This is a genomic window from Vagococcus martis (assembly GCF_002026305.1).
GTDB classification, from domain to species: Bacteria; Bacillota; Bacilli; order Lactobacillales; family Vagococcaceae; genus Vagococcus; species Vagococcus martis.
Map to the genome: position 1 here is coordinate 1,134,061 of NZ_MVAB01000001.1, position 20,940 is coordinate 1,155,000.

At 40.6% G+C, this 20,940-nt stretch carries 13 protein-coding genes, 29 tRNA genes and 3 rRNA genes; 3 read left to right on the forward strand and 42 right to left on the reverse strand.

Annotated elements, in window-relative coordinates; all coding sequences use genetic code 11:
• Nucleotides 1-20: 20 nt before the first annotated feature.
• From rplW to rpsJ, 4 genes are read right to left on the reverse strand one after another with little or no spacing between them, the layout of a single operon-like run.
• Complete coding sequence (rplW, locus tag BW731_RS05450; RefSeq protein WP_071457764.1) at nt 21-308, reverse strand: 50S ribosomal protein L23; 288 nt, start codon at nt 306-308, stop codon at nt 21-23.
• Complete coding sequence (gene rplD, locus BW731_RS05455; RefSeq protein WP_079346407.1) at nt 308-931, reverse strand: 50S ribosomal protein L4; 624 nt, start codon at nt 929-931, stop codon at nt 308-310. The genes rplW and rplD overlap by 1 nt, the downstream gene beginning before the upstream one ends.
• Nucleotides 932-954: 23 nt before the next feature.
• The gene (rplC, locus tag BW731_RS05460) at nt 955-1,590 is read right to left on the reverse strand and encodes a 50S ribosomal protein L3 (protein ID WP_071457766.1); all 636 of its coding nucleotides are present in this window, start codon (nt 1,588-1,590) and stop codon (nt 955-957) included.
• A gap of 24 nt (nt 1,591-1,614) precedes the next feature.
• On the reverse strand, nt 1,615-1,923 hold the full coding sequence (rpsJ, locus tag BW731_RS05465; RefSeq protein WP_071457767.1) for a 30S ribosomal protein S10: 309 nt from the start codon (nt 1,921-1,923) through the stop codon (nt 1,615-1,617).
• Nucleotides 1,924-2,231: 308 nt separating this feature from the next.
• Here rpsJ and BW731_RS05470 point away from each other — a divergent pair, with 308 nt between their 5' ends.
• Complete coding sequence (locus BW731_RS05470; protein WP_079345715.1) at nt 2,232-3,617, forward strand: ISNCY family transposase; 1,386 nt, start codon at nt 2,232-2,234, stop codon at nt 3,615-3,617.
• A 275-nt stretch (nt 3,618-3,892) separates the two neighbouring features.
• Here BW731_RS05470 and tuf read toward each other — a convergent pair whose 3' ends face one another.
• The 4 genes from tuf to rpsL all read right to left on the reverse strand — a co-directional run bounded on the left by tuf (nt 3,893) and on the right by rpsL (nt 8,303).
• Nucleotides 3,893-5,080, reverse strand: a complete 1,188-nt coding sequence (gene tuf, locus BW731_RS05475) for an elongation factor Tu (RefSeq protein WP_071457768.1) — start codon at nt 5,078-5,080, stop codon at nt 3,893-3,895.
• 136 nt (nt 5,081-5,216) lie between these two features.
• Nucleotides 5,217-7,304 (reverse strand): elongation factor G, encoded by a 2,088-nt coding sequence (gene fusA / locus BW731_RS05480; protein WP_079346409.1) that lies wholly within the window; start codon nt 7,302-7,304, stop codon nt 5,217-5,219.
• Nucleotides 7,305-7,375: 71 nt separating this feature from the next.
• A complete protein-coding gene (rpsG, locus tag BW731_RS05485; RefSeq protein ID WP_071457770.1) occupies nt 7,376-7,846 on the reverse strand; it encodes a 30S ribosomal protein S7 in 471 nt (156 codons plus the stop codon).
• A gap of 43 nt (nt 7,847-7,889) precedes the next feature.
• Nucleotides 7,890-8,303, reverse strand: coding sequence for a 30S ribosomal protein S12 (gene rpsL, locus BW731_RS05490; protein ID WP_071457771.1), 414 nt, complete (start codon nt 8,301-8,303; stop codon nt 7,890-7,892).
• A gap of 281 nt (nt 8,304-8,584) precedes the next feature.
• Between rpsL and rpiA the strand changes: the two genes are divergently transcribed.
• Entirely contained in the window at nt 8,585-9,265 is a 681-nt protein-coding gene (rpiA, locus tag BW731_RS05495) for a ribose-5-phosphate isomerase RpiA (RefSeq protein ID WP_079346411.1), read from the forward strand.
• Between the two features lie 24 nt (nt 9,266-9,289).
• Nucleotides 9,290-9,976, forward strand: coding sequence for a 2,3-diphosphoglycerate-dependent phosphoglycerate mutase (gene gpmA, locus BW731_RS05500; RefSeq protein ID WP_079346413.1), 687 nt, complete (start codon nt 9,290-9,292; stop codon nt 9,974-9,976).
• Here the strand turns inward: gpmA and BW731_RS05505 are convergent.
• From BW731_RS05505 to BW731_RS05670, 34 genes are all read right to left on the reverse strand, one after another.
• Complete coding sequence (locus BW731_RS05505) at nt 9,971-11,647, reverse strand: IS1182 family transposase (RefSeq protein WP_079346415.1); 1,677 nt, start codon at nt 11,645-11,647, stop codon at nt 9,971-9,973. The genes gpmA and BW731_RS05505 overlap by 6 nt on opposite strands.
• A gap of 108 nt (nt 11,648-11,755) precedes the next feature.
• Nucleotides 11,756-13,117 (reverse strand): branched-chain amino acid transport system II carrier protein, encoded by a 1,362-nt coding sequence (brnQ, locus tag BW731_RS05510; RefSeq protein WP_079346417.1) that lies wholly within the window; start codon nt 13,115-13,117, stop codon nt 11,756-11,758.
• Nucleotides 13,118-13,191: 74 nt separating this feature from the next.
• A tRNA-Glu gene (locus BW731_RS05515) sits at nt 13,192-13,263 on the reverse strand.
• 25 nt (nt 13,264-13,288) lie between these two features.
• Nucleotides 13,289-13,376 (reverse strand) — tRNA-Ser (locus tag BW731_RS05520).
• 12 nt (nt 13,377-13,388) lie between these two features.
• Nucleotides 13,389-13,462: transfer RNA gene (locus tag BW731_RS05525), tRNA-Ile, on the reverse strand.
• Between the two features lie 13 nt (nt 13,463-13,475).
• Nucleotides 13,476-13,546: transfer RNA gene (locus BW731_RS05530), tRNA-Gly, on the reverse strand.
• A gap of 8 nt (nt 13,547-13,554) precedes the next feature.
• Nucleotides 13,555-13,627: transfer RNA gene (locus BW731_RS05535), tRNA-Phe, on the reverse strand.
• Between the two features lie 8 nt (nt 13,628-13,635).
• Nucleotides 13,636-13,708, reverse strand: a tRNA-Asp gene (locus tag BW731_RS05540).
• Between the two features lie 3 nt (nt 13,709-13,711).
• Nucleotides 13,712-13,785: transfer RNA gene (locus BW731_RS05545), tRNA-Met, on the reverse strand.
• A 9-nt stretch (nt 13,786-13,794) separates the two neighbouring features.
• Nucleotides 13,795-13,884 (reverse strand) — tRNA-Ser (locus BW731_RS05550).
• 10 nt (nt 13,885-13,894) lie between these two features.
• Nucleotides 13,895-13,966: transfer RNA gene (locus tag BW731_RS05555), tRNA-Glu, on the reverse strand.
• A gap of 34 nt (nt 13,967-14,000) precedes the next feature.
• Nucleotides 14,001-14,074, reverse strand: a tRNA-Ile gene (locus BW731_RS05560).
• Between the two features lie 13 nt (nt 14,075-14,087).
• Nucleotides 14,088-14,158, reverse strand: a tRNA-Gly gene (locus tag BW731_RS05565).
• A gap of 11 nt (nt 14,159-14,169) precedes the next feature.
• Nucleotides 14,170-14,242, reverse strand: a tRNA-Asp gene (locus BW731_RS05570).
• Between the two features lie 3 nt (nt 14,243-14,245).
• Nucleotides 14,246-14,319, reverse strand: a tRNA-Met gene (locus BW731_RS05575).
• 9 nt (nt 14,320-14,328) lie between these two features.
• A tRNA-Ser gene (locus tag BW731_RS05580) sits at nt 14,329-14,418 on the reverse strand.
• 14 nt (nt 14,419-14,432) lie between these two features.
• A tRNA-Ile gene (locus BW731_RS05585) sits at nt 14,433-14,506 on the reverse strand.
• 14 nt (nt 14,507-14,520) lie between these two features.
• Nucleotides 14,521-14,594, reverse strand: a tRNA-Met gene (locus BW731_RS05590).
• Between the two features lie 37 nt (nt 14,595-14,631).
• Nucleotides 14,632-14,705, reverse strand: a tRNA-Arg gene (locus tag BW731_RS05595).
• Between the two features lie 8 nt (nt 14,706-14,713).
• Nucleotides 14,714-14,799, reverse strand: a tRNA-Leu gene (locus BW731_RS05600).
• A 13-nt stretch (nt 14,800-14,812) separates the two neighbouring features.
• Nucleotides 14,813-14,884: transfer RNA gene (locus BW731_RS05605), tRNA-Gly, on the reverse strand.
• A gap of 7 nt (nt 14,885-14,891) precedes the next feature.
• Nucleotides 14,892-14,964, reverse strand: a tRNA-Thr gene (locus BW731_RS05610).
• Between the two features lie 11 nt (nt 14,965-14,975).
• A tRNA-Leu gene (locus tag BW731_RS05615) sits at nt 14,976-15,057 on the reverse strand.
• Nucleotides 15,058-15,062: 5 nt separating this feature from the next.
• Nucleotides 15,063-15,135 (reverse strand) — tRNA-Lys (locus tag BW731_RS05620).
• A gap of 9 nt (nt 15,136-15,144) precedes the next feature.
• Nucleotides 15,145-15,217 (reverse strand) — tRNA-Val (locus tag BW731_RS05625).
• Between the two features lie 17 nt (nt 15,218-15,234).
• Nucleotides 15,235-15,350, reverse strand: a 5S ribosomal RNA gene (gene rrf / locus BW731_RS05630).
• A gap of 78 nt (nt 15,351-15,428) precedes the next feature.
• Nucleotides 15,429-18,340, reverse strand: a 23S ribosomal RNA gene (locus tag BW731_RS05635).
• A 179-nt stretch (nt 18,341-18,519) separates the two neighbouring features.
• Nucleotides 18,520-18,592, reverse strand: a tRNA-Ala gene (locus tag BW731_RS05640).
• 74 nt (nt 18,593-18,666) lie between these two features.
• A 16S ribosomal RNA gene (locus tag BW731_RS05645) occupies nt 18,667-20,225 on the reverse strand.
• The 16S, 23S and 5S rRNA genes sit together here with 29 tRNA genes alongside, the layout of an rRNA operon.
• A 235-nt stretch (nt 20,226-20,460) precedes the next feature.
• Nucleotides 20,461-20,534 (reverse strand) — tRNA-Pro (locus BW731_RS05650).
• Nucleotides 20,535-20,547: 13 nt separating this feature from the next.
• Nucleotides 20,548-20,621, reverse strand: a tRNA-Arg gene (locus BW731_RS05655).
• Nucleotides 20,622-20,629: 8 nt separating this feature from the next.
• Nucleotides 20,630-20,715 (reverse strand) — tRNA-Leu (locus BW731_RS05660).
• 13 nt (nt 20,716-20,728) lie between these two features.
• Nucleotides 20,729-20,800 (reverse strand) — tRNA-Gly (locus tag BW731_RS05665).
• Between the two features lie 7 nt (nt 20,801-20,807).
• Nucleotides 20,808-20,880 (reverse strand) — tRNA-Thr (locus BW731_RS05670).
• Nucleotides 20,881-20,940: the final 60 nt, after the last annotated feature.

The following is a 20,940-nucleotide window of genomic DNA, read 5'->3' on the forward strand; positions in this document are numbered from 1 at the left end:
TACTTTAGTCAATGCTGTTATTATTCAGCATCAAAAATTTGAATTTCTTTTGAATCTTCTGTTAGTTGTACAATCGCTTTACGACGTTTCTTAGTGTAACCAGCGTGTCTACCCATTCTTTTAAGTTTAGGTTTAACGTTCATGATGTTCACTTTTTTAACTTTAACGTCGAAAACTGATTCTACAGCTTGCTTAACTAATGTTTTGTTGGCTCTTACGTCAACTTCAAACGTGTATTTTTTCTCGTCCATAGCTGCTACAGACATTTCTGTAATAACTGGGCGTTTAATTACGTCGATTAATTCCATTATGCAAGCACCTCCTCTATTTGAGTTAGAGCAGTTTTAGTCACTAATAGTTTGTCAGCAGCAACTACGTCAAGTACGCTTACGTTGTTTGATTCTACAATAGAAACATTTGGTAAGTTACGTCCTGATAAAGCAGCAAAGTCATTGCCACCCTCTAGTACTACTAAAACTTTAGTATCAACACTTAAGTTTTCTAAAACTTGTTTAAATTCTTTTGTTTTTGGTGCGTCGAAAGCTAAACCTTCAACAACAACTAGTTTGTTTTCAGCAACTTTTTCTGATAAAACAGATTTGATTGCTAAACGACGAACTTTTTTAGGTAATTTGTAGCCATAAGAACGTGGTGTTGGTCCAAAGACAACTCCACCTCCACGCCATTGTGGTGAGCGGATAGATCCTTGACGCGCACGACCTGTTCCTTTTTGACGCCATGGTTTACGACCACCACCGCGTACAGCGCTACGGTTTTTAACAGCGTGAGTTCCTTGTCTTAAAGAAGCACGTTGCATGATAATTGCATCGTAGACAACACTTTCGTTTGGCTCGATACCAAAAATAGCTTCATTTAATTCAATTTCGCCATTTTGAGTTCCATCTTGTTTAAATAATGCTACAGATGTCATTCTTAGTTCCTCCTCTCCCACAATTATTTAGCAGCCTTAACAGCTGTTTTTATTTCAATTAATGATTTTTTAGCACCAGGTACATTACCTTTTACTAAAATAACATTTTTATCTGCATCTACTCTTACGATTTCAAGGTTTTGAACTGTAACACGATCTCCACCCATACGTCCAGCAAGTTTTTTGCCTTTAAATACACGTGATGGATCAGACGCTCCACCCATTGAACCAGGACGACGATGGTATCTAGAACCATGTGCCATTGGTCCACGAGATTGTCCATGACGCTTGATAGCACCTTGGAAGCCGTGTCCTTTAGTTGTACCTGTGACATCAACAATGTCTCCTGCTTGGAAAACATCAACAGTGATTTCTTTACCTACTTCATATTCTCCCAGCTCAACATCATTGAATTCTCTAATGAAGCGCTTAGGAGTCGTATTTGCTTTTGCAACATGACCCTTAGCAGGTTTGTTTGACAAAATATCACGTTTGTCTTGGAAACCAACTTGGATAGCTTCGTATCCATCAGTTTCAACAGTCTTAACTTGTAAAACAACGTTTGGAGTTGCTTCAATTACTGTTACGGGGATTAATTCGCCGTTTTCTGTAAATATTTGTGTCATACCTACTTTTTTACCTAAGATTCCTTTGGTCATGAGTACACCTCCATCTTTTTGTTATTATAATTTAATTTCAATATTTACACCGCTTGGCAAGTCTAGCTTCATTAAAGCATCAACTGTTTTTGGTGTTGGGCTCACAATATCAATTAAACGTTTGTGAGTACGCATTTCGAATTGTTCACGTGAATCTTTGTATTTATGTGTCGCACGGATTACTGTATAAACTGAACGGTCAGTTGGTAATGGAATTGGTCCAGAAACCTCAGCACCTGTTCTTTTTGCTGTTTCTACAATTTTCTCTGCAGACTGATCTAATACACGATGTTCATACGCTTTTAAACGGATACGAATTTTTTGTTTTGCCATTTTGTTCCCTCCTTCGCCTATTTTAAAAAGTAGACATAGCTCCTCGAAAATATCCAACACGCCACCATGGCAATGCTCCCTGGCGTGTCGCAACCTCTCGATTCAACGCCTTCGTATTTTCATACGAGGTACTAACATACTTTTTTATCAGCACCTCTAGAATTATACTAAAAATGCGGTGTATAAGCAACCTTTTTTTAAGTTTAATTCGAAAATTTATCATTCGAAAGTGATAATGTCCTAAGTAGGTCGAAAGACAAAATGTCCCAAAATGATAAAATAACTTTATGAAAAGGATAAATCTAACAATGAATGAAACCAAAAAGTATCAAGTTATTAAAGCTGTCGCTGAAAATAAAAAACAAAAAAAGAGAGCTAGTGTTGAACTTAATTTATCTATACGACAAATTAACCGTTTAGTGAAATCATACAGGGAAAATGGTAAATCAGCATTTGTCCATAAAAATCGAGGGAGAAAAAATAAGCACTCTGTGCCTGAAAAAGTAAAACAACAAATAATCACTAGTTATCAATCGTTTAGTATTAAACCAAATATTAAGCATTTTACTGAAATACTGAAAAACGACCATCATATCTGTTATACAGATACTACAATTAGAAGCATCCTGTACAAAGAAAAAATACTTTCACCAAAGGCTCAAAAAAAGACAAAAAGAAGACTCAAACAATTAATAAAGCAAGAAGGTCAACAAACCAAACAATCAGAGAACCTATTGGTTCCAAGAGCTGAAGACTACCTAGAACTCCCTGAAAAGACCCATCCTAGTCGACCTAGAAAAAAATACAAAGGAGAATTAATTCAATTAGATGCTAGTTCATATAATTGGTTTGGAAATCAAATAACTCATCTTCATTTAGCTATTGACGACGCATCAGGTAATATTGTTGGCGCTTATTTTGACCAACAGGAAACGCTCAATGGTTATTACCATGTTCTTCATCAAATTCTGACAAAACAAGGGATTCCTGCCACTTTTCTAACAGATAAACGAACCGTCTTTGAGTACAACAGAAAATCAACAAAAGCTGTAGAAGAAGATACGTTCACGCAGTTTGGGTTTGCTTGTCATCAATTAGGTATTGACATAAAAACATCCTCTATTCCTCAAGCAAAAGGTCGTGTAGAACGTTTAAATGGGACAGTGCAATCAAGATTGCCTGTTGATCTTGAGATAGCAAATATACATTCTATAGAGGAGGCTAATCAATTTCTATCTGTATGGATTCGAAAGTTTAATCGACAATTTGGTCACAAAACTGCAGAAAGTGTTTATGAAACTTCTCCTACAACAGCTGAAATTAATTTATTACTAGCTACTGTCTCTCATCGTATAGTCGATAATGGCCATCATATTAAGTATCAAAATAAATTTTATCTTCCAACGGAAGGTGGTAGCGACAAATATTTTACAAGGAAAACGAAAGCATTAATTATAAAAGCTTTTAACGGGGAGATTTATGTTAATATAGCAGAAAAAATTTATCCTACTAGACGATTAAAAAACCACGAGACCTATTCAAAAGAGTTTGATGGGGTTTCTTCAGATATAAAAAAAGAAAGACGCAAGTACATTCCACCACAGTCACATCCGTGGAAACTTGAGTCTTTCAAAAGGTATCTTCAAAGTATTGACCGTACTATCGAAGAATATGAGGCTGAAAAAACAGCCTGAAACAAAAAGTACCTTATTTTACCAATAATGGTCACATTAGTGCAAGTTTTACGCAGTAAAGATTGCGCTAATGTGAGCCCTCATTTTGGGACATTTTTATTTTCGATTGACACCTTTTTTTAAGTTTAATTCGAAAATTTTTCAATCTGTAAAAAATATTTTAGTTTAATCAACATTTAAACCTCAAAAAATTTTAGCAAATAAAAAAGGTTGAAAACAAATGTTCTCAACCTTACGTCCTTACACAACAATGCTTTATTTGAATAGGTTAAAAATTAACCTACGATTTCAGTTACAACGCCTGAACCAACAGTACGTCCACCTTCACGAATAGAGAAACGAGTTCCGTCTTCGATCGCGATTGGGTGAATTAATTCAACGTCCATAGCTACGTTATCACCAGGCATTACCATTTCAGTTCCTTCTGGTAATTGACAAACACCAGTTACGTCAGTTGTACGGAAGTAGAACTGAGGACGGTAGTTTGTAAAGAATGGAGTATGACGTCCACCTTCTTCTTTAGATAAAACGTAAACTTCAGCTTTAAATTTTGTATGTGGAGTGATTGTTCCTGGAGCTGCTAATACTTGTCCACGTTGGATATCTTCACGAGCTACCCCACGTAATAAAGCACCAATGTTGTCTCCAGCTTCAGCGTAATCTAATAATTTACGGAACATTTCAACACCTGTTACAGTTGTTTTAGCAGTTTCTTCAGCGATACCTACTAATTCAACTTCGTCACCAACACGAACTTGTCCACGTTCAACACGTCCTGTAGCAACAGTACCACGACCAGTAATTGAGAATACGTCCTCAACCGGCATCATGAATGGTTTGTCAGTATCACGTTCTGGTGTTGGGATATACTCATCAACAGCAGCCATTAATTCTAAGATTTTTTCTTCGTAAGAAGCGTCGCCTTCTAAAGCTTTTAATGCTGAACCAGCAACGATTGGAGTATCATCTCCTGGGAAGTCGTATTCAGATAATAAGTCACGAACTTCCATTTCTACTAATTCTAATAATTCTTCGTCGTCAACCATATCCATTTTGTTTAAGAAAACAACGATGTATGGAACACCAACGTTACGAGATAAAAGAATGTGCTCACGAGTTTGTGGCATTGGACCATCAGCAGCAGATACTACTAAGATCGCGCCGTCCATTTGAGCAGCACCAGTAATCATGTTTTTAACGTAGTCAGCATGTCCTGGGCAGTCAACGTGTGCGTAGTGACGAGTGTCAGTTTCATATTCGATATGAGAAGTAGAAATTGTGATTCCACGTTCTTTTTCTTCTGGAGCGTTATCAATATCAGCATATGATGAAGCTTCCCCACCATTTTTCTTAGCTAAAACTGTTGCGATTGCTGCAGATAAAGTTGTTTTACCGTGGTCAACGTGTCCGATTGTACCAATGTTTACATGGGCTTTCGAACGGTCAAATTTTTCTTTTGCCATTTTGTATATATCCTCCTAAAATTAAAAAGTTATTTATTTTATATTATAATGATGAAGGAAAAAAATCAATTAATGAATCTCTTCCTTCACACATCATCATTCTACATGAAATTCAGAAAAAAGCCTAGTCAAAAAATTAATCTTGAGAACCGCCATTTTTCTTGATAATTTCTTCTTGAATTGATTTAGGTACGTCTTCATAGTGGTCAAATACCATCATAAATGTACCACGTCCTTGAGTAGAAGAACGTAATGTTGTTGCGTATCCAAACATTTCAGCAAGTGGAACCATTGCGTTAACAATTTGTGAGTTACCATGTGCTTCCATACCTTCAACGCGTCCACGACGACTTGTAACGTGTCCCATGATATCACCTAAGTTATCTTCTGGAACAGTAATTGTTACTTTCATCATTGGTTCAAGGATTACTGGTTGTGCTTTCTTAGCTGCTGCACGTAAAGCCATAGATGCCGCAACACGGAATGCTGTCTCGTTCGAGTCAACATCATGGTAAGAACCATCATATAATTTAGCTTTAATGTCAACTAATGGGTATCCAGCGAGAACACCATTAGCCATAGAATCTTCTAATCCTTTTTCAACAGCTGGGATGTATTCACGAGGAACCACACCACCGACGATAGCATTTTCAAACTCGAAGCCTTTTCCTTCTTCGTTTGGTGTGAACTCAACCCATACGTGACCGTATTGACCTTTACCACCAGACTGACGAACGAATTTACCTTCTGCTTGAGTCATAGGTGCTCTAAATGTTTCACGATAAGAAACTTGAGGAGCTCCTACGTTTGCTTCTACTTTGAATTCACGTTTCATACGGTCTACTAAAACGTCTAAGTGCAACTCACCCATACCTGAGATAACAGTTTCACCCGTTTCAACGTTTGTTTCAACACGGAATGACGGATCTTCTTCAGCAAGTTTTTGTAAAGCAATACCCATTTTATCTTGGTCCGCTTTAGATTTAGGTTCTACCGCTACTTGAATAACTGGTTCTGGGAACTCAATTGATTCAAGAACAACTGGTGCATCTAATGCACACAATGTGTCCCCTGTTGTTGTATCTTTTAATCCAACAGCAGCTGCGATATCTCCAGCGTAAACTGTACTGATTTCTTCACGTGAGTTGGCATGCATTTGTAGAATACGTCCGATACGTTCTTTTTTGTCTTTAGACGCATTTAAAACGTATGAACCACTATCTAATGTTCCAGAGTAAACACGGAAGAATGTTAAACGACCTACGAATGGGTCAGTCATAACTTTAAATGCTAATGAAGCAAATGGTGCATCATCAGTTGATGGACGTTCTGTTTCTTCATCAGTTTTAGTATCAATACCTTTAATTGCTTCAACATCAGTTGGAGCTGGTAAATAGTCTAAAACAGCATCTAACATTAATTGGACACCTTTATTTTTGAAGGCTGAACCAGCTAATACAGGGAAGAATTCAACATTGATTGTCGCACGACGAATCCCTTGTTTTAATTCTTCTTCAGTGATTTCTTCACCTTCTAAATATTTTTCCATTAAGTCTTCATCAGTTTCAGCTACAGCTTCAACTAATTTTTCACGCCATTCATTAGCCATGTCTACATATTCTTCAGGGATATCAGTTTCTTGGATATCTGTTCCTAAGTCATTTGTATAGATTTCAGCTTTCATTTTGATTAAGTCGATAATTCCAGTGAAGTTATCTTCTGAACCAATTGGCAATTGAATTGGGTGAGCATTTGCTTGTAAACGGTCATGGATTGTTTTAACTGAGTATAAGAAATCTGCCCCAGTTTTATCCATTTTGTTACAAAATACAATACGAGGTACTTTGTATTCAGTTGCTTGTCTCCAAACAGTTTCTGTTTGAGGCTCAACACCTGATTGCGAGTCAAGTACGGTAACAGCACCATCTAATACACGTAATGAACGTTGAACTTCAATAGTGAAATCCACGTGTCCAGGAGTATCAATGATGTTTACACGGTAACCTTTCCATTGAGCTGTTGTAGCAGCTGATGTAATTGTGATACCACGTTCTTGCTCTTGTTCCATCCAGTCCATTTGTGAAGCTCCCTCATGGGTTTCACCTAATTTATGGATTTTACCAGTATAATAAAGGATACGCTCTGTTGTTGTTGTTTTACCAGCATCAACGTGGGCCATGATTCCGATATTACGAGTTTTTTCTAGCGAAAACTCTCTTGCCATTCTTTTCTAACTCCTCTCAAACTTGATTGATTTAAATACAACAGTATTTTCTTCGTTTTAAACAGAGGATTTTACCAACGATAATGAGCGAATGCTCTGTTGGCTTCAGCCATTTTATGCACGTCTTCACGTTTTTTAACTGAAGAACCAGTGTTGTTAGCTGCATCCATGATTTCTTTTGCTAAACGTTGTTCCATTGTGTGCTCTCCACGTAAACGTGAATAGTTAACAATCCAACGTAATCCTAAAGTTGAGCGACGCTCTGGACGTACTTCAACTGGAACTTGATAGTTAGAACCACCAACACGGCGAGCTTTAACTTCAAGAACAGGCATAACATTTTCCATAGCTTGTTCGAAAACTTCTAATGGATCATTCCCTGTAGATTCTTTAATAATATCAAAAGCATCATAAATGATACTAGAAGCAACACCACGCTTACCGTCAACCATTACGCGGTTGATTAAACGAGTCACTAATTTTGAGTTATAAATCGGATCTGGTAATACATCACGTTTTGCGACAGGACCTTTTCTTGGCATGTGTAACTCCTCCTTCCAAAAATTTTATTTAAATTAGTTTAATTTATTTTTTAGGTTTTTTAGTACCATATTTAGAACGACTTTGTTTACGATCAGTAACACCAGCAGTATCTAAGGCACCACGTACGATATGATAACGAACCCCTGGTAAGTCTTTTACACGACCTCCACGAATTAAAACCACACTATGTTCTTGCAAGTTATGTCCAATACCTGGAATGTAAGCTGTCACTTCGATTAAGTTTGACAAACGAACACGGGCATATTTACGTAACGCAGAGTTAGGTTTTTTCGGTGTCATCGTACCCACACGTGTACAAACACCACGTTTTTGTGGAGAGTTCACGTTAGTTTGAGATTTTTTGAAACTATTATAGCTTTTACCTAATGCAGGTGAGCCAGATTTAGTTGTTTTTGATTTACGAGATTTACGTACCAATTGATTAATTGTAGGCATGATAAGTTCCTCCTTCCTTATAAAGCTTTTCTAGAGCCACACATCCAGGTGGTTCTTTTTTAAAATTAAAAAAATTAATGCAAGAAATCCTGCACTTAAAACAGGCTTTAATACAGTCCATACATTTAAAAAGACTTGTTCTCAAGCACCTTTGTAATAGTAACACACTCTATTAATAAACGTCAATAGTTTAATTTATAAAAATAATTTTTTTAGTATATCTTTTTTTTAAGATAATGCTTACAATAAGTCTATAGAATATTAGGAGGAATCTTTTTATCATGAACTTAAAAAAATTAGTTGGAATTGAATCTGCAAATTACGTTAAAGACGGAATGATAGTCGGTCTTGGAACTGGATCAACTGCCTACTATATGGTAGAAGAATTAGGACGCCGTGTAAAAGAAGAAGGATTATCAATCACTGGTGTTACTACTTCAAAAGCAACCGAAGTACAAGCTCTAGCTTTGGATATACCATTAAAAAGTATTGACGAAGTAGACTATGTTGACTTAACAATAGATGGTGCAGATGAAATTTCTGAAGATTATCATGGAACTAAAGGTGGTGGTGCTGCCCTCTTATTTGAAAAAATTGTCGGAACTTATTCAAAAGAAATCATTTGGATTGTTGATGAGTCAAAAATGGTAAAACACCTTGGAGCCTTTCCTCTTCCTGTTGAAGTGATTCCTTACGGTAGTGCTCAATTATTTAAACTATTTAACGAAAATAAACTCAATCCAACTTTACGTCTAACTGACGATGGTAATCCTTTGCTAACAGACAGTAAAAATTATATTATAGACTTACACCTAGAAAAAATTGAGAACCCTATTGAATTAGCTGCTTGGCTAGATACTCAAGTTGGTGTGGTTGAGCACGGTCTATTCTTAAACATGGTGAACCGAGTCATTATCGGGACACAACATGAAGGGGTTAAAACAATCGACGTTTCTAGATAATCATTTAAGAAGGGCGATGAAAAAATGAAAACATTAGTTTTTATTAGACACGGACAAAGTCTTTGGAACTCATTAAACCTATTCACTGGATGGGTGGATGTTGATTTAAGTGAACAAGGCGTTGAAGAAGCAAAAAATGCAGGGAAAAAAATCAAAGATGCTGGAATTCTATTTGATGTAGCATATACCTCTTATCTAAAACGTGCCATAAAAACATGTCACTATGTTTTAGAAGAATCTGATCAACTATCAACACCCGAACTAAAATCTTGGCGTTTAAATGAACGACACTATGGAGCATTACAAGGTTTAAACAAAGCAGAAACCGCTGAGAAATATGGTGCAGACCAGGTGCAACTATGGAGACGTTCATATGATACTCTGCCTCCATTACTTGATCCTAACAGTCCCGAATCATCAACACATGATCCAAAATATCGTTATCTTGATAAAAGAGCTATCCCTGAAGGTGAAAATTTAAAAGTGACACTCGAGCGTGCACTTCCTTTTTGGAATGATCACATTGCTCCAAGCTTGTTAAAAGACGAAGTCGTATTAGTGGCTGCACATGGAAATTCATTACGTGCATTGGCAAAACACATTGAAAACATTTCTGATGATGATATTATGTCTCTTGAAATCCCAACAGGACAACCATTAGTTTATGAACTAAATGATGACTTGAGCGTATCAAAAAAATATTATCTATAATACAAAAAGAGGCTGACCCAAAAGTCTCTTTACAGAAAACAAGCATTCCAAAATGAAACCTCTCATTTCAGAATGCTTGTTTTTTCGTGCTCTCTCACTAATATCCTTCCTATTTTTTCTCAGTTTTCTTAAATTGAGTGCCATTAACGCAAATCCCAGCTCCTGTGAAATCTTATCTTTTCCTCTTACAGAGAATCGATTGAATGCCAAATTAGCCTTCAGATTTCCAAAGGCTGGTTCAACATCTATTTTTCTTTGACGGTATATTTCTCCTGTGACATCCTCTTTCAAAAGCTCTCTTACGTGAGCCTTAAAATATTCCCAATTCCCATTTTTTTGAATCACTCGATTTTTACTACTCTTCGCACGAGTACATAATGCTCTAACTGGGCAATTTAAACAAGACTCACATTCATACATTTTAAGTTGTCTTTTGAATCCAGATTTATCCGTTCGAGTAGAGTAATTTCTAAATTTGACTTCTCGATTATTCGGGCAAATATAAGTATCTGCCAATTCATTATAAATCCAGTTATCTGGAATGAATGGATTTTGTTTGTATTTTTTAGTATGTTCTTTCTGATACATTGTATAAGTAATTAATGGAGTTCTTTCAAAATCATCTAAAATTGCTTGATAGTTTTCTTCACTACCATAACCTGAGTCAGCCACAATGTATTTAGGTAAGTCAAAATAAGATTTCTTGATAGTATCTAAGAAAGGAATCATTGTTTTAAAATCCGTTGGATTTGAAAATGTTTCATATGCTAAAACGTACTGATGATTGGTTGCAATTTGAACGTTATATCCAGGTTTTAACTGACCATTCATCATGTGGTCATCTTTCATTCTCATAAAAGTGGCATCATGATCTGTTTTAGAGTAGCTATTTCTACCGTTATAAATATCATGTTGTTCTTTATATTTTTGCTTTCTATAGATAAAGTCAGAAAAAGCTTTCAATGCTTTTTTAGGCTCTTTACGCTCAGAACGAAGTTCTTTTCTCTCTTGAACATCTGAAGTATTTTCAATTTTAGTACTTAAATCACTTACTTTCATTTCCAACTCATCAATGATTTGTTTTAAATTTTCTGTGTTTAACTCATCATCTTTTGAACAAATAGATGGGATAATTTGCTCTTCTACAAGTTGTTGATAATAGGACTTTGACTTTTCTCTCAAAGATTCTTCATAACGTTGTGTACTCTTTTTCCAAACGAAGGTATATTTATTTGCGTTGGCTTCTAACTTTGTTCCATCAATAAAAATAGCTTCTTCATCAATTAATTGTTGAGAAACAAGCTGATTTCTAAATTGAATAAAACATTCTTGAAGTATCGGTTGAACCAGTGGGTTCACTCTGAATCGATTAATTGTTCTGAAGTTAGGTGTCTGTGATTGCGTTAACCACATGGCACGAATGCTATCTTTAGACATAGCTTCTATCTTTCTGCCTGAAAAAATAGATTGAGTGTAGCCACACAGAATAAGCTTCAACATCATTTTTGGATGATAAGACGAAGTTCCCATTCGATGCTCAAAAACTGAGAACACATCCACAGGGATACTTTCTACTAATTCATCAATCGCAAAAGCGATATCATTTTCTTCTAAATAAATATCTAAATTCAGTGATAAAGTAACCTGTTTCGTGTTATAATTCTTATACATAAATAGCACTCCTTTTATTTTAGTTTCGTCACTTTAATTATATAGGATAGTGCTATTTTTTACGTCAAAAAAGGAAGAAAATCGAAAAAAGATTTTCTTCCTTTTAGTTTATTCTAGAGACTTTTGGGTCAGCCTCTTTCTTTTTATATTTACTATCAGAGAAACTACTATTCCTATAAAAGCAAATATAATCCAGCTTAATCCACTTGTAAAAAATGGAATATATTGTTCTGAAGTACTTAATACACTACTAACAAAAGAATTTTGTTTTAGCCCATTAGGTAGTACACGCACTGCATCTAATATTGAAGCAATAACTGTAAAACCCATCGTGATTTTGTAACAACTTGGCATTTTATCTGTCCAATTACTAAAAATAGATAAAAGGATTAGTACCATAGCTAATGGATATATAAACATTAGAACAGGAATCGACGCTGCGATAATCGCATTCAACCCAATATTAGAAATCATTAACGCAACTGCTAAACAGCCTAATACAAATGATAAATAATGCTTCTCTGAAAAAATCTCTGAATAAGCTTTACCAAATGAGGTCGCTAATCCAATCGCTGTTTTTAAACAAGCAATAATAACAATTAAACCTAGTAAAACACTTCCCGGAACTCCCAGGTAATAGTCAGCTAGTTGAGACAGTGTCACCCCACCGTTTGAATTTAAAGAAAGTGTTCCAAGACTCATTGCTCCCATTAATGATAATAATGTATAAATGATTCCCATTAAAACAATTCCAAAAACTCCAGCCTTCATTGTTTCAACAGCAATTCTTGATTTCTTATCAATACCAAAACTTTTAACACTCTCAATGATAATTGCACCAAAGGCAAGACCTGCTAGTGCATCAAGCGTATTGTAACCACCTAAAAACCCTTCAACAAATGGTCTCGATTCATAAATAGGTTGTACTGGAGCTTCTTTAATGCCCCCCATCGGATGAATAAAACTAATCACAACCAAACTACCCAATAAAACTAAAAATAATGGCGTTAAATATTTACCGATATAATCTAGAATATTACTCGGTTTAAACGAAAAAATTAAAACTAATAAAAAAAATACTGCACTAAAAATAAATAAATATAATGTACTCTTATTATCTGGAATAAATGGAGCGATAGACATCTCATAAGAAGTTGTTGCTAATCTTGGCATTGCAAAGATTGGCCCTATTATTAAATACAGTACAATAGTAAAAAAATAAGCAAAAGAAGTTGATACTCGACTAGCAAGTTCAAAAATTTTATTCGTTCCAGTTGCACCAAAAGAAATAATTGCTAGAAATGGAATTCCTATTGCTGAGATTAAAAAACCATTATTGGCTAATAATACATTTTTACCTGCTTCTTGTCCCATTTGAATCGGAAAAATCAAGTTACCTGCTCCAAAAAACAGACCAAATACCATAATTCCAATATATAACTTCTCTTTATGTGATAATCTTTCTTTCATACCTTTTAATAACCTCCAAACATCAAATTTTTTATAAAAAAAAACTTGAAATTGTATATACAATTTCAAGTTTATGACCCGTACGGGACTCGAACCCGTGTTACCGCCGTGAAAGGGCGGTGTCTTAACCGCTTGACCAACGGGCCAATATAATATTATAAAAAATAATAATGGAGAAGGAGGGATTTGAACCCTCGCGCCAGTTACCCGACCTATACCCTTAGCAGGGGCACCTCTTCAGCCACTTGAGTACTTCTCCAAATTATAATAATGGGCCTAAATGGACTCGAACCATCGACCTCACGCTTATCAGGCGTGCGCTCTAACCAGCTGAGCTATAGGCCCTATTTATTTTTAAAGCGGGTGACGAGAATCGAACTCGCGACAACAGCTTGGAAGGCTGTAGTTTTACCACTAAACTACACCCGCTAATAAAATGGCGCAAGACAGAATCGAACTGCCGACACACGGAGCTTCAATCCGTTGCTCTACCAACTGAGCTACTGCACCATTAAAGACGGTCCCGACGGGAATCGAACCCGCGATCTCCTGCGTGACAGGCAGGCATGTTAACCCCTACACCACGGAACCTAATTGCGGAGACAGGATTTGAACCTGTGACCTTCGGGTTATGAGCCTGACGAGCTACCTAGCTGCTCCACTCCGCGATATTAATAAGGAGGATAAGGGATTCGAACCCTTGCGTGCTTTTACACACCTGACGGTTTTCAAGACCGTTCCCTTCAGCCGGACTTGGGTAATCCTCCATAATACTCATGACCCGTACGGGACTCGAACCCGTGTTACCGCCGTGAAAGGGCGGTGTCTTAACCGCTTGACCAACGGGCCATAATTTTAAATAATCGTATAAAAATTTATACTATGGGCCTAAATGGACTCGAACCATCGACCTCACGCTTATCAGGCGTGCGCTCTAACCAGCTGAGCTATAGGCCCTATTTATTTTTAAAGCGGGTGACGAGAATCGAACTCGCGACAACAGCTTGGAAGGCTGTAGTTTTACCACTAAACTACACCCGCTAATAAAACAACGGTCCCGACGGGAATCGAACCCGCGATCTCCTGCGTGACAGGCAGGCATGTTAACCCCTACACCACGGAACCTAATTGCGGAGACAGGATTTGAACCTGTGACCTTCGGGTTATGAGCCCGACGAGCTACCTAGCTGCTCCACTCCGCGATATTAATAAGGAGGATAAGGGATTCGAACCCTTGCGTGCTTTTACACACCTGACGGTTTTCAAGACCGTTCCCTTCAGCCGGACTTGGGTAATCCTCCATATGAACTTACAATGGACCTTGTAGGACTCGAACCTACGACCGCCCGGTTATGAGCCGGGAGCTCTAACCAACTGAGCTAAAGGTCCAAAGGTCGTAATTATCGCGGCGGAGGGGATCGAACCCCCGACCTCCCGGGTATGAACCGGACGCTCTAGCCAGCTGAGCTACACCGCGAAAATAAAATGGCGTTACTATTAATAATACAATCTAACGCGCCCAAGAGGAGTCGAACCCCTAACCTTCTGATCCGTAGTCAGACACTCTATCCAGTTGAGCTATGGGCGCTATTTTGATGCCGAGGACCGGAATCGAACCGGTACGGTGATCACTCACCGCAGGATTTTAAGTCCTGTGCGTCTGCCAGTTCCGCCACCCCGGCTAGAACTTATTAAAGCGGAAGACGGGGTTCGAACCCGCGACCCCCACCTTGGCAAGGTGATGTTCTACCACTGAACTACTTCCGCTTATAGATGCCGGCTAAAGGACTTGAACCCTCGACCCTCTGATTACAAATCAGATGCTCTACCAACTGAGCTAAGCCGGCATATATAATAATGCGGGTGAAGGGACTTGAACCCCCACGCCGTTAGGCGCTAGATCCTAAATCTAGTGCGTCTGCCAATTCCGCCACACCCGCATATATGACCCGTACTGGGCTCGAACCAGTGACCCTCTGATTAAAAGTCAGATGCTCTACCAACTGAGCTAACGAGTCTAAATCTTATGGAGGTTAACGGGATCGAACCGCTGACCCCCTGCTTGTAAGGCAGGTGCTCTCCCAGCTGAGCTAAACCTCCATCACTAAAAAATATAAGCACGGCAACGTCCTACTCTCACAAAGGGAAACCCTTCACTACCCTCGGCGCTAAGAAGCTTAACTTCTGTGTTCGGCATGGTTACAGGTGTATCCTTCTTGCCATCGTCACCGCACTTATATATTATTGAGTAATTGCTCACTCAAAACTGAATGTTAAAGTTATCTATCATCATAATTGTCCACCGCTTATTTTGGTTAAGTCCTCGACCGATTAGTACTAGTCCGCTCCATACATCACTGTACTTCCACTCCTAGCCTATCTACCTGATCATCTTTCAGGGGTCTTACTTCCTTAAAGGAATGGGAAATCTCATCTTGAGGGGGGCTTCACGCTTAGATGCTTTCAGCGTTTATCCCGTCCATACATAGCTACCCAGCAATGCCCTTGGCAGAACAACTGGTACACCAGAGGTATGTCCATCCCGGTCCTCTCGTACTAAGGACAGCTCCTCTCAAATTTCCAACGCCCGCGACGGATAGGGACCGAACTGTCTCACGACGTTCTGAACCCAGCTCGCGTGCCGCTTTAATGGGCGAACAGCCCAACCCTTGGGACCGACTACAGCCCCAGGATGCGACGAGCCGACATCGAGGTGCCAAACCTCCCCGTCGATGTGAACTCTTGGGGGAGATAAGCCTGTTATCCCCAGGGTAGCTTTTATCCGTTGAGCGATGGCCCTTCCATGCGGAACCACCGGATCACTAAGCCCGACTTTCGTCCCTGCTCGAGTTGTAGCTCTCGCAGTCAAGCTCCCTTCTGCCTTTGCACTCTACGAATGATTTCCAACCATTCTGAGGGAACCTTTGGGCGCCTCCGTTACCTTTTGGGAGGCGACCGCCCCAGTCAAACTGTCCATCTGACACTGTCTCCCACCACGATTAGTGGTGCGGGTTAGAATGGTCATAACACAAGGGTAGTATCCCACCAGCGCCTCCATCGAAACTAGCGTTCCGACTTCTACGGCTCCTACCTATCCTGTACATGTGTCACAAACATTCAATATCAAACTACAGTAAAGCTCCATGGGGTCTTTCCGTCCTGTCGCGGGTAACCTGCATCTTCACAGGTACTAAAATTTCACCGAGTCTCTCGTTGAGACAGTGCCCAAATCGTTACGCCTTTCGTGCGGGTCGGAACTTACCCGACAAGGAATTTCGCTACCTTAGGACCGTTATAGTTACGGCCGCCGTTTACTGGGGCTTCAATTTTGAGCTTCGCTATTGCTAACCCATCCTCTTAACCTTCCAGCACCGGGCAGGCGTCAGCCCCTATACGTCATCTTTCGATTTTGCAGAGACCTGTGTTTTTGATAAACAGTCGCTTGGGCCTATTCACTGCGGCTGAACTTGCGTTCAGCACCCCTTCTCCCGAAGTTACGGGGTCATTTTGCCGAGTTCCTTAACGAGAGTTCTCTCGCTCACCTTAGGATTCTCTCCTCGACTACCTGTGTCGGTTTGCGGTACGGGTCATTTGTTTCTAACTAGAAGCTTTTCTTGACAGTGTGACATTGAGACTTCGGTACTTTATTTCCCTACTCATCACAACTTGTCCTTAAAGATAAAAGCATTTGACTCTTATCAAGACTTGTTGCTTGAACGTGCACTTCCAGTCGCACGATCTCATAGCCTCCTGTGTCCCTCCATTGTTCAAACAAAACAAACGAGTACAGGAATCTCAACCTGTTATCCATCGCCTACGCCTATCGGCCTCAGCTTAGGTCCCGACTAACCCTGGGAGGACGAGCCTTCCCCAGGAAACCTTAGTCATTCGGTGGACAGGATTCTCACCTGTCTTTCGCTACTCATACCGGCATTCTCACTTCTAAGCGCTCCACCAGTCCTTACGATCCAGCTTCAACGCCCTTAGAACGCTCTCCTACCATAGAACCAAAGGTTCTATCCACAGCTTCGGTAACATGTTTAGCCCCGGTACATTTTCGGCGCAAGGGCACTCGACTAGTGAGCTATTACGCACTCTTTAAATGGTGGCTGCTTCTAAGCCAACATCCTAGTTGTTTGTGCACCCTCACATCCTTTTCCACTTAACATGTATTTTGGGACCTTAGCTGGTGGTCTGGGCTGTTTCCCTTTCGACAATGGATCTTATCACTCACTGTCTGACTCCCGGATATAAATGAATGGCATTCGGAGTTTATCTGAATTCGGTAACCCAAGACGGGCCCCTAGTCCAAACAGTGCTCTACCTCCATCATTCTCAAATCCGAGGCTAGCCCTAAAGCTATTTCGGAGAGAACCAGCTATCTCCAAGTTCGTTTGGAATTTCTCCGCTACCCACACCTCATCCCCGCACTTTTCAACGTACGTGGGTTCGGTCCTCCAGTGCGTTTTACCACACCTTCAACCTGGACATGGGTAGGTCACATGGTTTCGGGTCTACGACAACATACTCATTCGCCCTATTCAGACTCGCTTTCGCTACGGCTCCGCTTCTTCAGCTTAACCTCGCATGCTATCGTAACTCGCCGGTTCATTCTGCAAAAGGCACGCTATCACCCATTAACGGGCTCTAACTTCTTGTAGGCACACGGTTTCAGGTTCTATTTCACTCCCCTTCCGGGGTGCTTTTCACCTTTCCCTCACGGTACTGGTTCACTATCGGTCACTAGAGAGTATTTAGCCTTGGGAGATGGTCCTCCCGGATTCCGACGGAATTTCTCGTGTTCCGCCGTACTCAGGATACTCATAGGTGTGTTGTCAATTTCGTCTACGGGGCTTTTACCCGCTACGGCTGACCTTTCCAAGTCGATTCGACTATCCACAACAGCTACCACAGCTGAGTCCTACAACCCCAACAAGCAAGCTTGTTGGTTTGGGCTGTTTCCGTTTCGCTCGCCGCTACTAAGGAAATCGATTTTTCTTTCTCTTCCTGCAGGTACTTAGATGTTTCAGTTCTCTGCGTCTACCTTCTAATAGCTATGTATTCACTATTAGATAATATCCTATAAAAGATATTGGGTTCCCCCATTCGGAAATCTCCGGATCATAGCATACTTACTGCTCCCCGAAGCATATCGGTGTTAGTCCCGTCCTTCATCGGCTTCTAGTGCCAAGGCATCCACCGTGCGCCCTTATTCACTTAACCTTTTCTAACCTTACGGTTAGCTTTTTTTAATTAATGACTAACTAGCGATAGATAATCATTAATACATTTCACAGTTCTTTTTAAAGAAACTGTTCAACGCGGTGTTCTCGGTTTATGTTGATGTCTAACTTCAACTATCCAGTTTTCAATGAACAATTCGTTTGATGATTACTCATCAATGGAGCCTAGCGGGATCGAACCGCTGACCTCCTGCGTGCAAGGCAGGCGCTCTCCCAGCTGAGCTAAGGCCCCTAACTACTTTAAGAGTAGACCTCTCAAAACTGAACAAAGTAAAGACAAAATGTGTTTTCCGTAATTTTCCTTAGAAAGGAGGTGATCCAGCCGCACCTTCCGATACGGCTACCTTGTTACGACTTCACCCCAATCATCTATCCCACCTTAGGCGGCTGGCTCCAAAAGGTTACCTCACCGACTTTGGGTGTTACAAACTCTCGTGGTGTGACGGGCGGTGTGTACAAGGCCCGGGAACGTATTCACCGTGGCATGCTGATCCACGATTACTAGCGATTCCGGCTTCATGTAGGCGAGTTGCAGCCTACAATCCGAACTGAGAACAGCTTTAAGAGATTAGCTAAACCTCGCGGTCTCGCAACTCATTGTACTGTCCATTGTAGCACGTGTGTAGCCCAGGTCATAAGGGGCATGATGATTTGACGTCATCCCCACCTTCCTCCGGTTTGTCACCGGCAGTCTCGCTAGAGTGCCCAACTGAATGATGGCAACTAACAATAAGGGTTGCGCTCGTTGCGGGACTTAACCCAACATCTCACGACACGAGCTGACGACAACCATGCACCACCTGTCACTTTGTCCCCGAAGGGAAAGCTCTATCTCTAGAGTGGTCAAAGGATGTCAAGACCTGGTAAGGTTCTTCGCGTTGCTTCGAATTAAACCACATGCTCCACCGCTTGTGCGGGCCCCCGTCAATTCCTTTGAGTTTCAGCCTTGCGGCCGTACTCCCCAGGCGGAGTGCTTAATGCGTTAACTGCAGCACTGAAGGGCGGAAACCCTCCAACACTTAGCACTCATCGTTTACGGCGTGGACTACCAGGGTATCTAATCCTGTTTGCTCCCCACGCTTTCGAGCCTCAGCGTCAGTTACAGACCAGAGAGTCGCCTTCGCCACTGGTGTTCCTCCATATATCTACGCATTTCACCGCTACACATGGAATTCCACTCTCCTCTTCTGCACTCAAGTCCTCCAGTTTCCAATGACCTTCCTCGGTTGAGCCGAGGGCTTTCACATCAGACTTAAAAGACCGCCTGCGCTCGCTTTACGCCCAATAAATCCGGACAACGCTTGCCACCTACGTATTACCGCGGCTGCTGGCACGTAGTTAGCCGTGGCTTTCTGGTTAGATACCGTCAAGGTGATAACAGTTACTCTATCACTTGTTCTTCTCTAACAACAGAGTTTTACGATCCGAAAACCTTCTTCACTCACGCGGCGTTGCTCGGTCAGACTTTCGTCCATTGCCGAAGATTCCCTACTGCTGCCTCCCGTAGGAGTCTGGGCCGTGTCTCAGTCCCAGTGTGGCCGATCACCCTCTCAGGTCGGCTATGCATCATGGTCTTGGTAGGCCGTTACCCCACCAACTAACTAATGCACCGCGGGCCCATCCATCAGCGACACTTAAAGCGTCTTTTATGATCTCGCCATGCGGCAAAATCAATTATGCGGTATTAGCACCTGTTTCCAAGTGTTATCCCCCTCTGATGGGCAGGTTGCCCACGTGTTACTCACCCGTCCGCCACTCATTTCTTTTCGGTGGAGCAAGCTCCGGTGAAAAGAAATGCGTTCGACTTGCATGTATTAGGCACGCCGCCAGCGTTCGTCCTGAGCCAGGATCAAACTCTCAATAAAAAGTTGATAACATCTTACGATGTTTAAGCTCATTTGTTTAAAACTTGCTAGCGAATTGTATTCACTAAATATGGTTTGTTTCTACATAGTAGAAACGCCCTACACATTTGGTTTGTCTTACTTTGTTCAGTTTTCAAAGGTCTAAATGTCGTTGCCGTAACAACTTTTATATCATATCAACTTGTTATCTTATTGTCAACAAGTTTTTAAGAATTTTTTGAGAAAAATCTCAAAATCGGGAAGACAGGATTCGAACCTGCGACCCCTTGGTCCCAAACCAAGTGCTCTACCAAGCTGAGCTACTTCCCGTATTAAAATCTAACGCGCCCAAGAGGAGTCGAACCCCTAACCTTCTGATCCGTAGTCAGACACTCTATCCAGTTGAGCTATGGGCGCTATTTTGATGCCGAGGACCGGAATCGAACCGGTACGGTGATCACTCACCGCAGGATTTTAAGTCCTGTGCGTCTGCCAGTTCCGCCACCCCGGCTAGAACTTATTAAAGCGGAAGACGGGGTTCGAACCCGCGACCCCCACCTTGGCAAGGTGATGTTCTACCACTGAACTACTTCCGCTTATAGATGCCGGCTAAAGGACTTGAACCCTCGACCCTCTGATTACAAATCAGATGCTCTACCAACTGAGCTAAGCCGGCATGTTCTATTAACACGATGTATATCCCAATAAAAAAGATTATAAATCGTATTATGGCTTA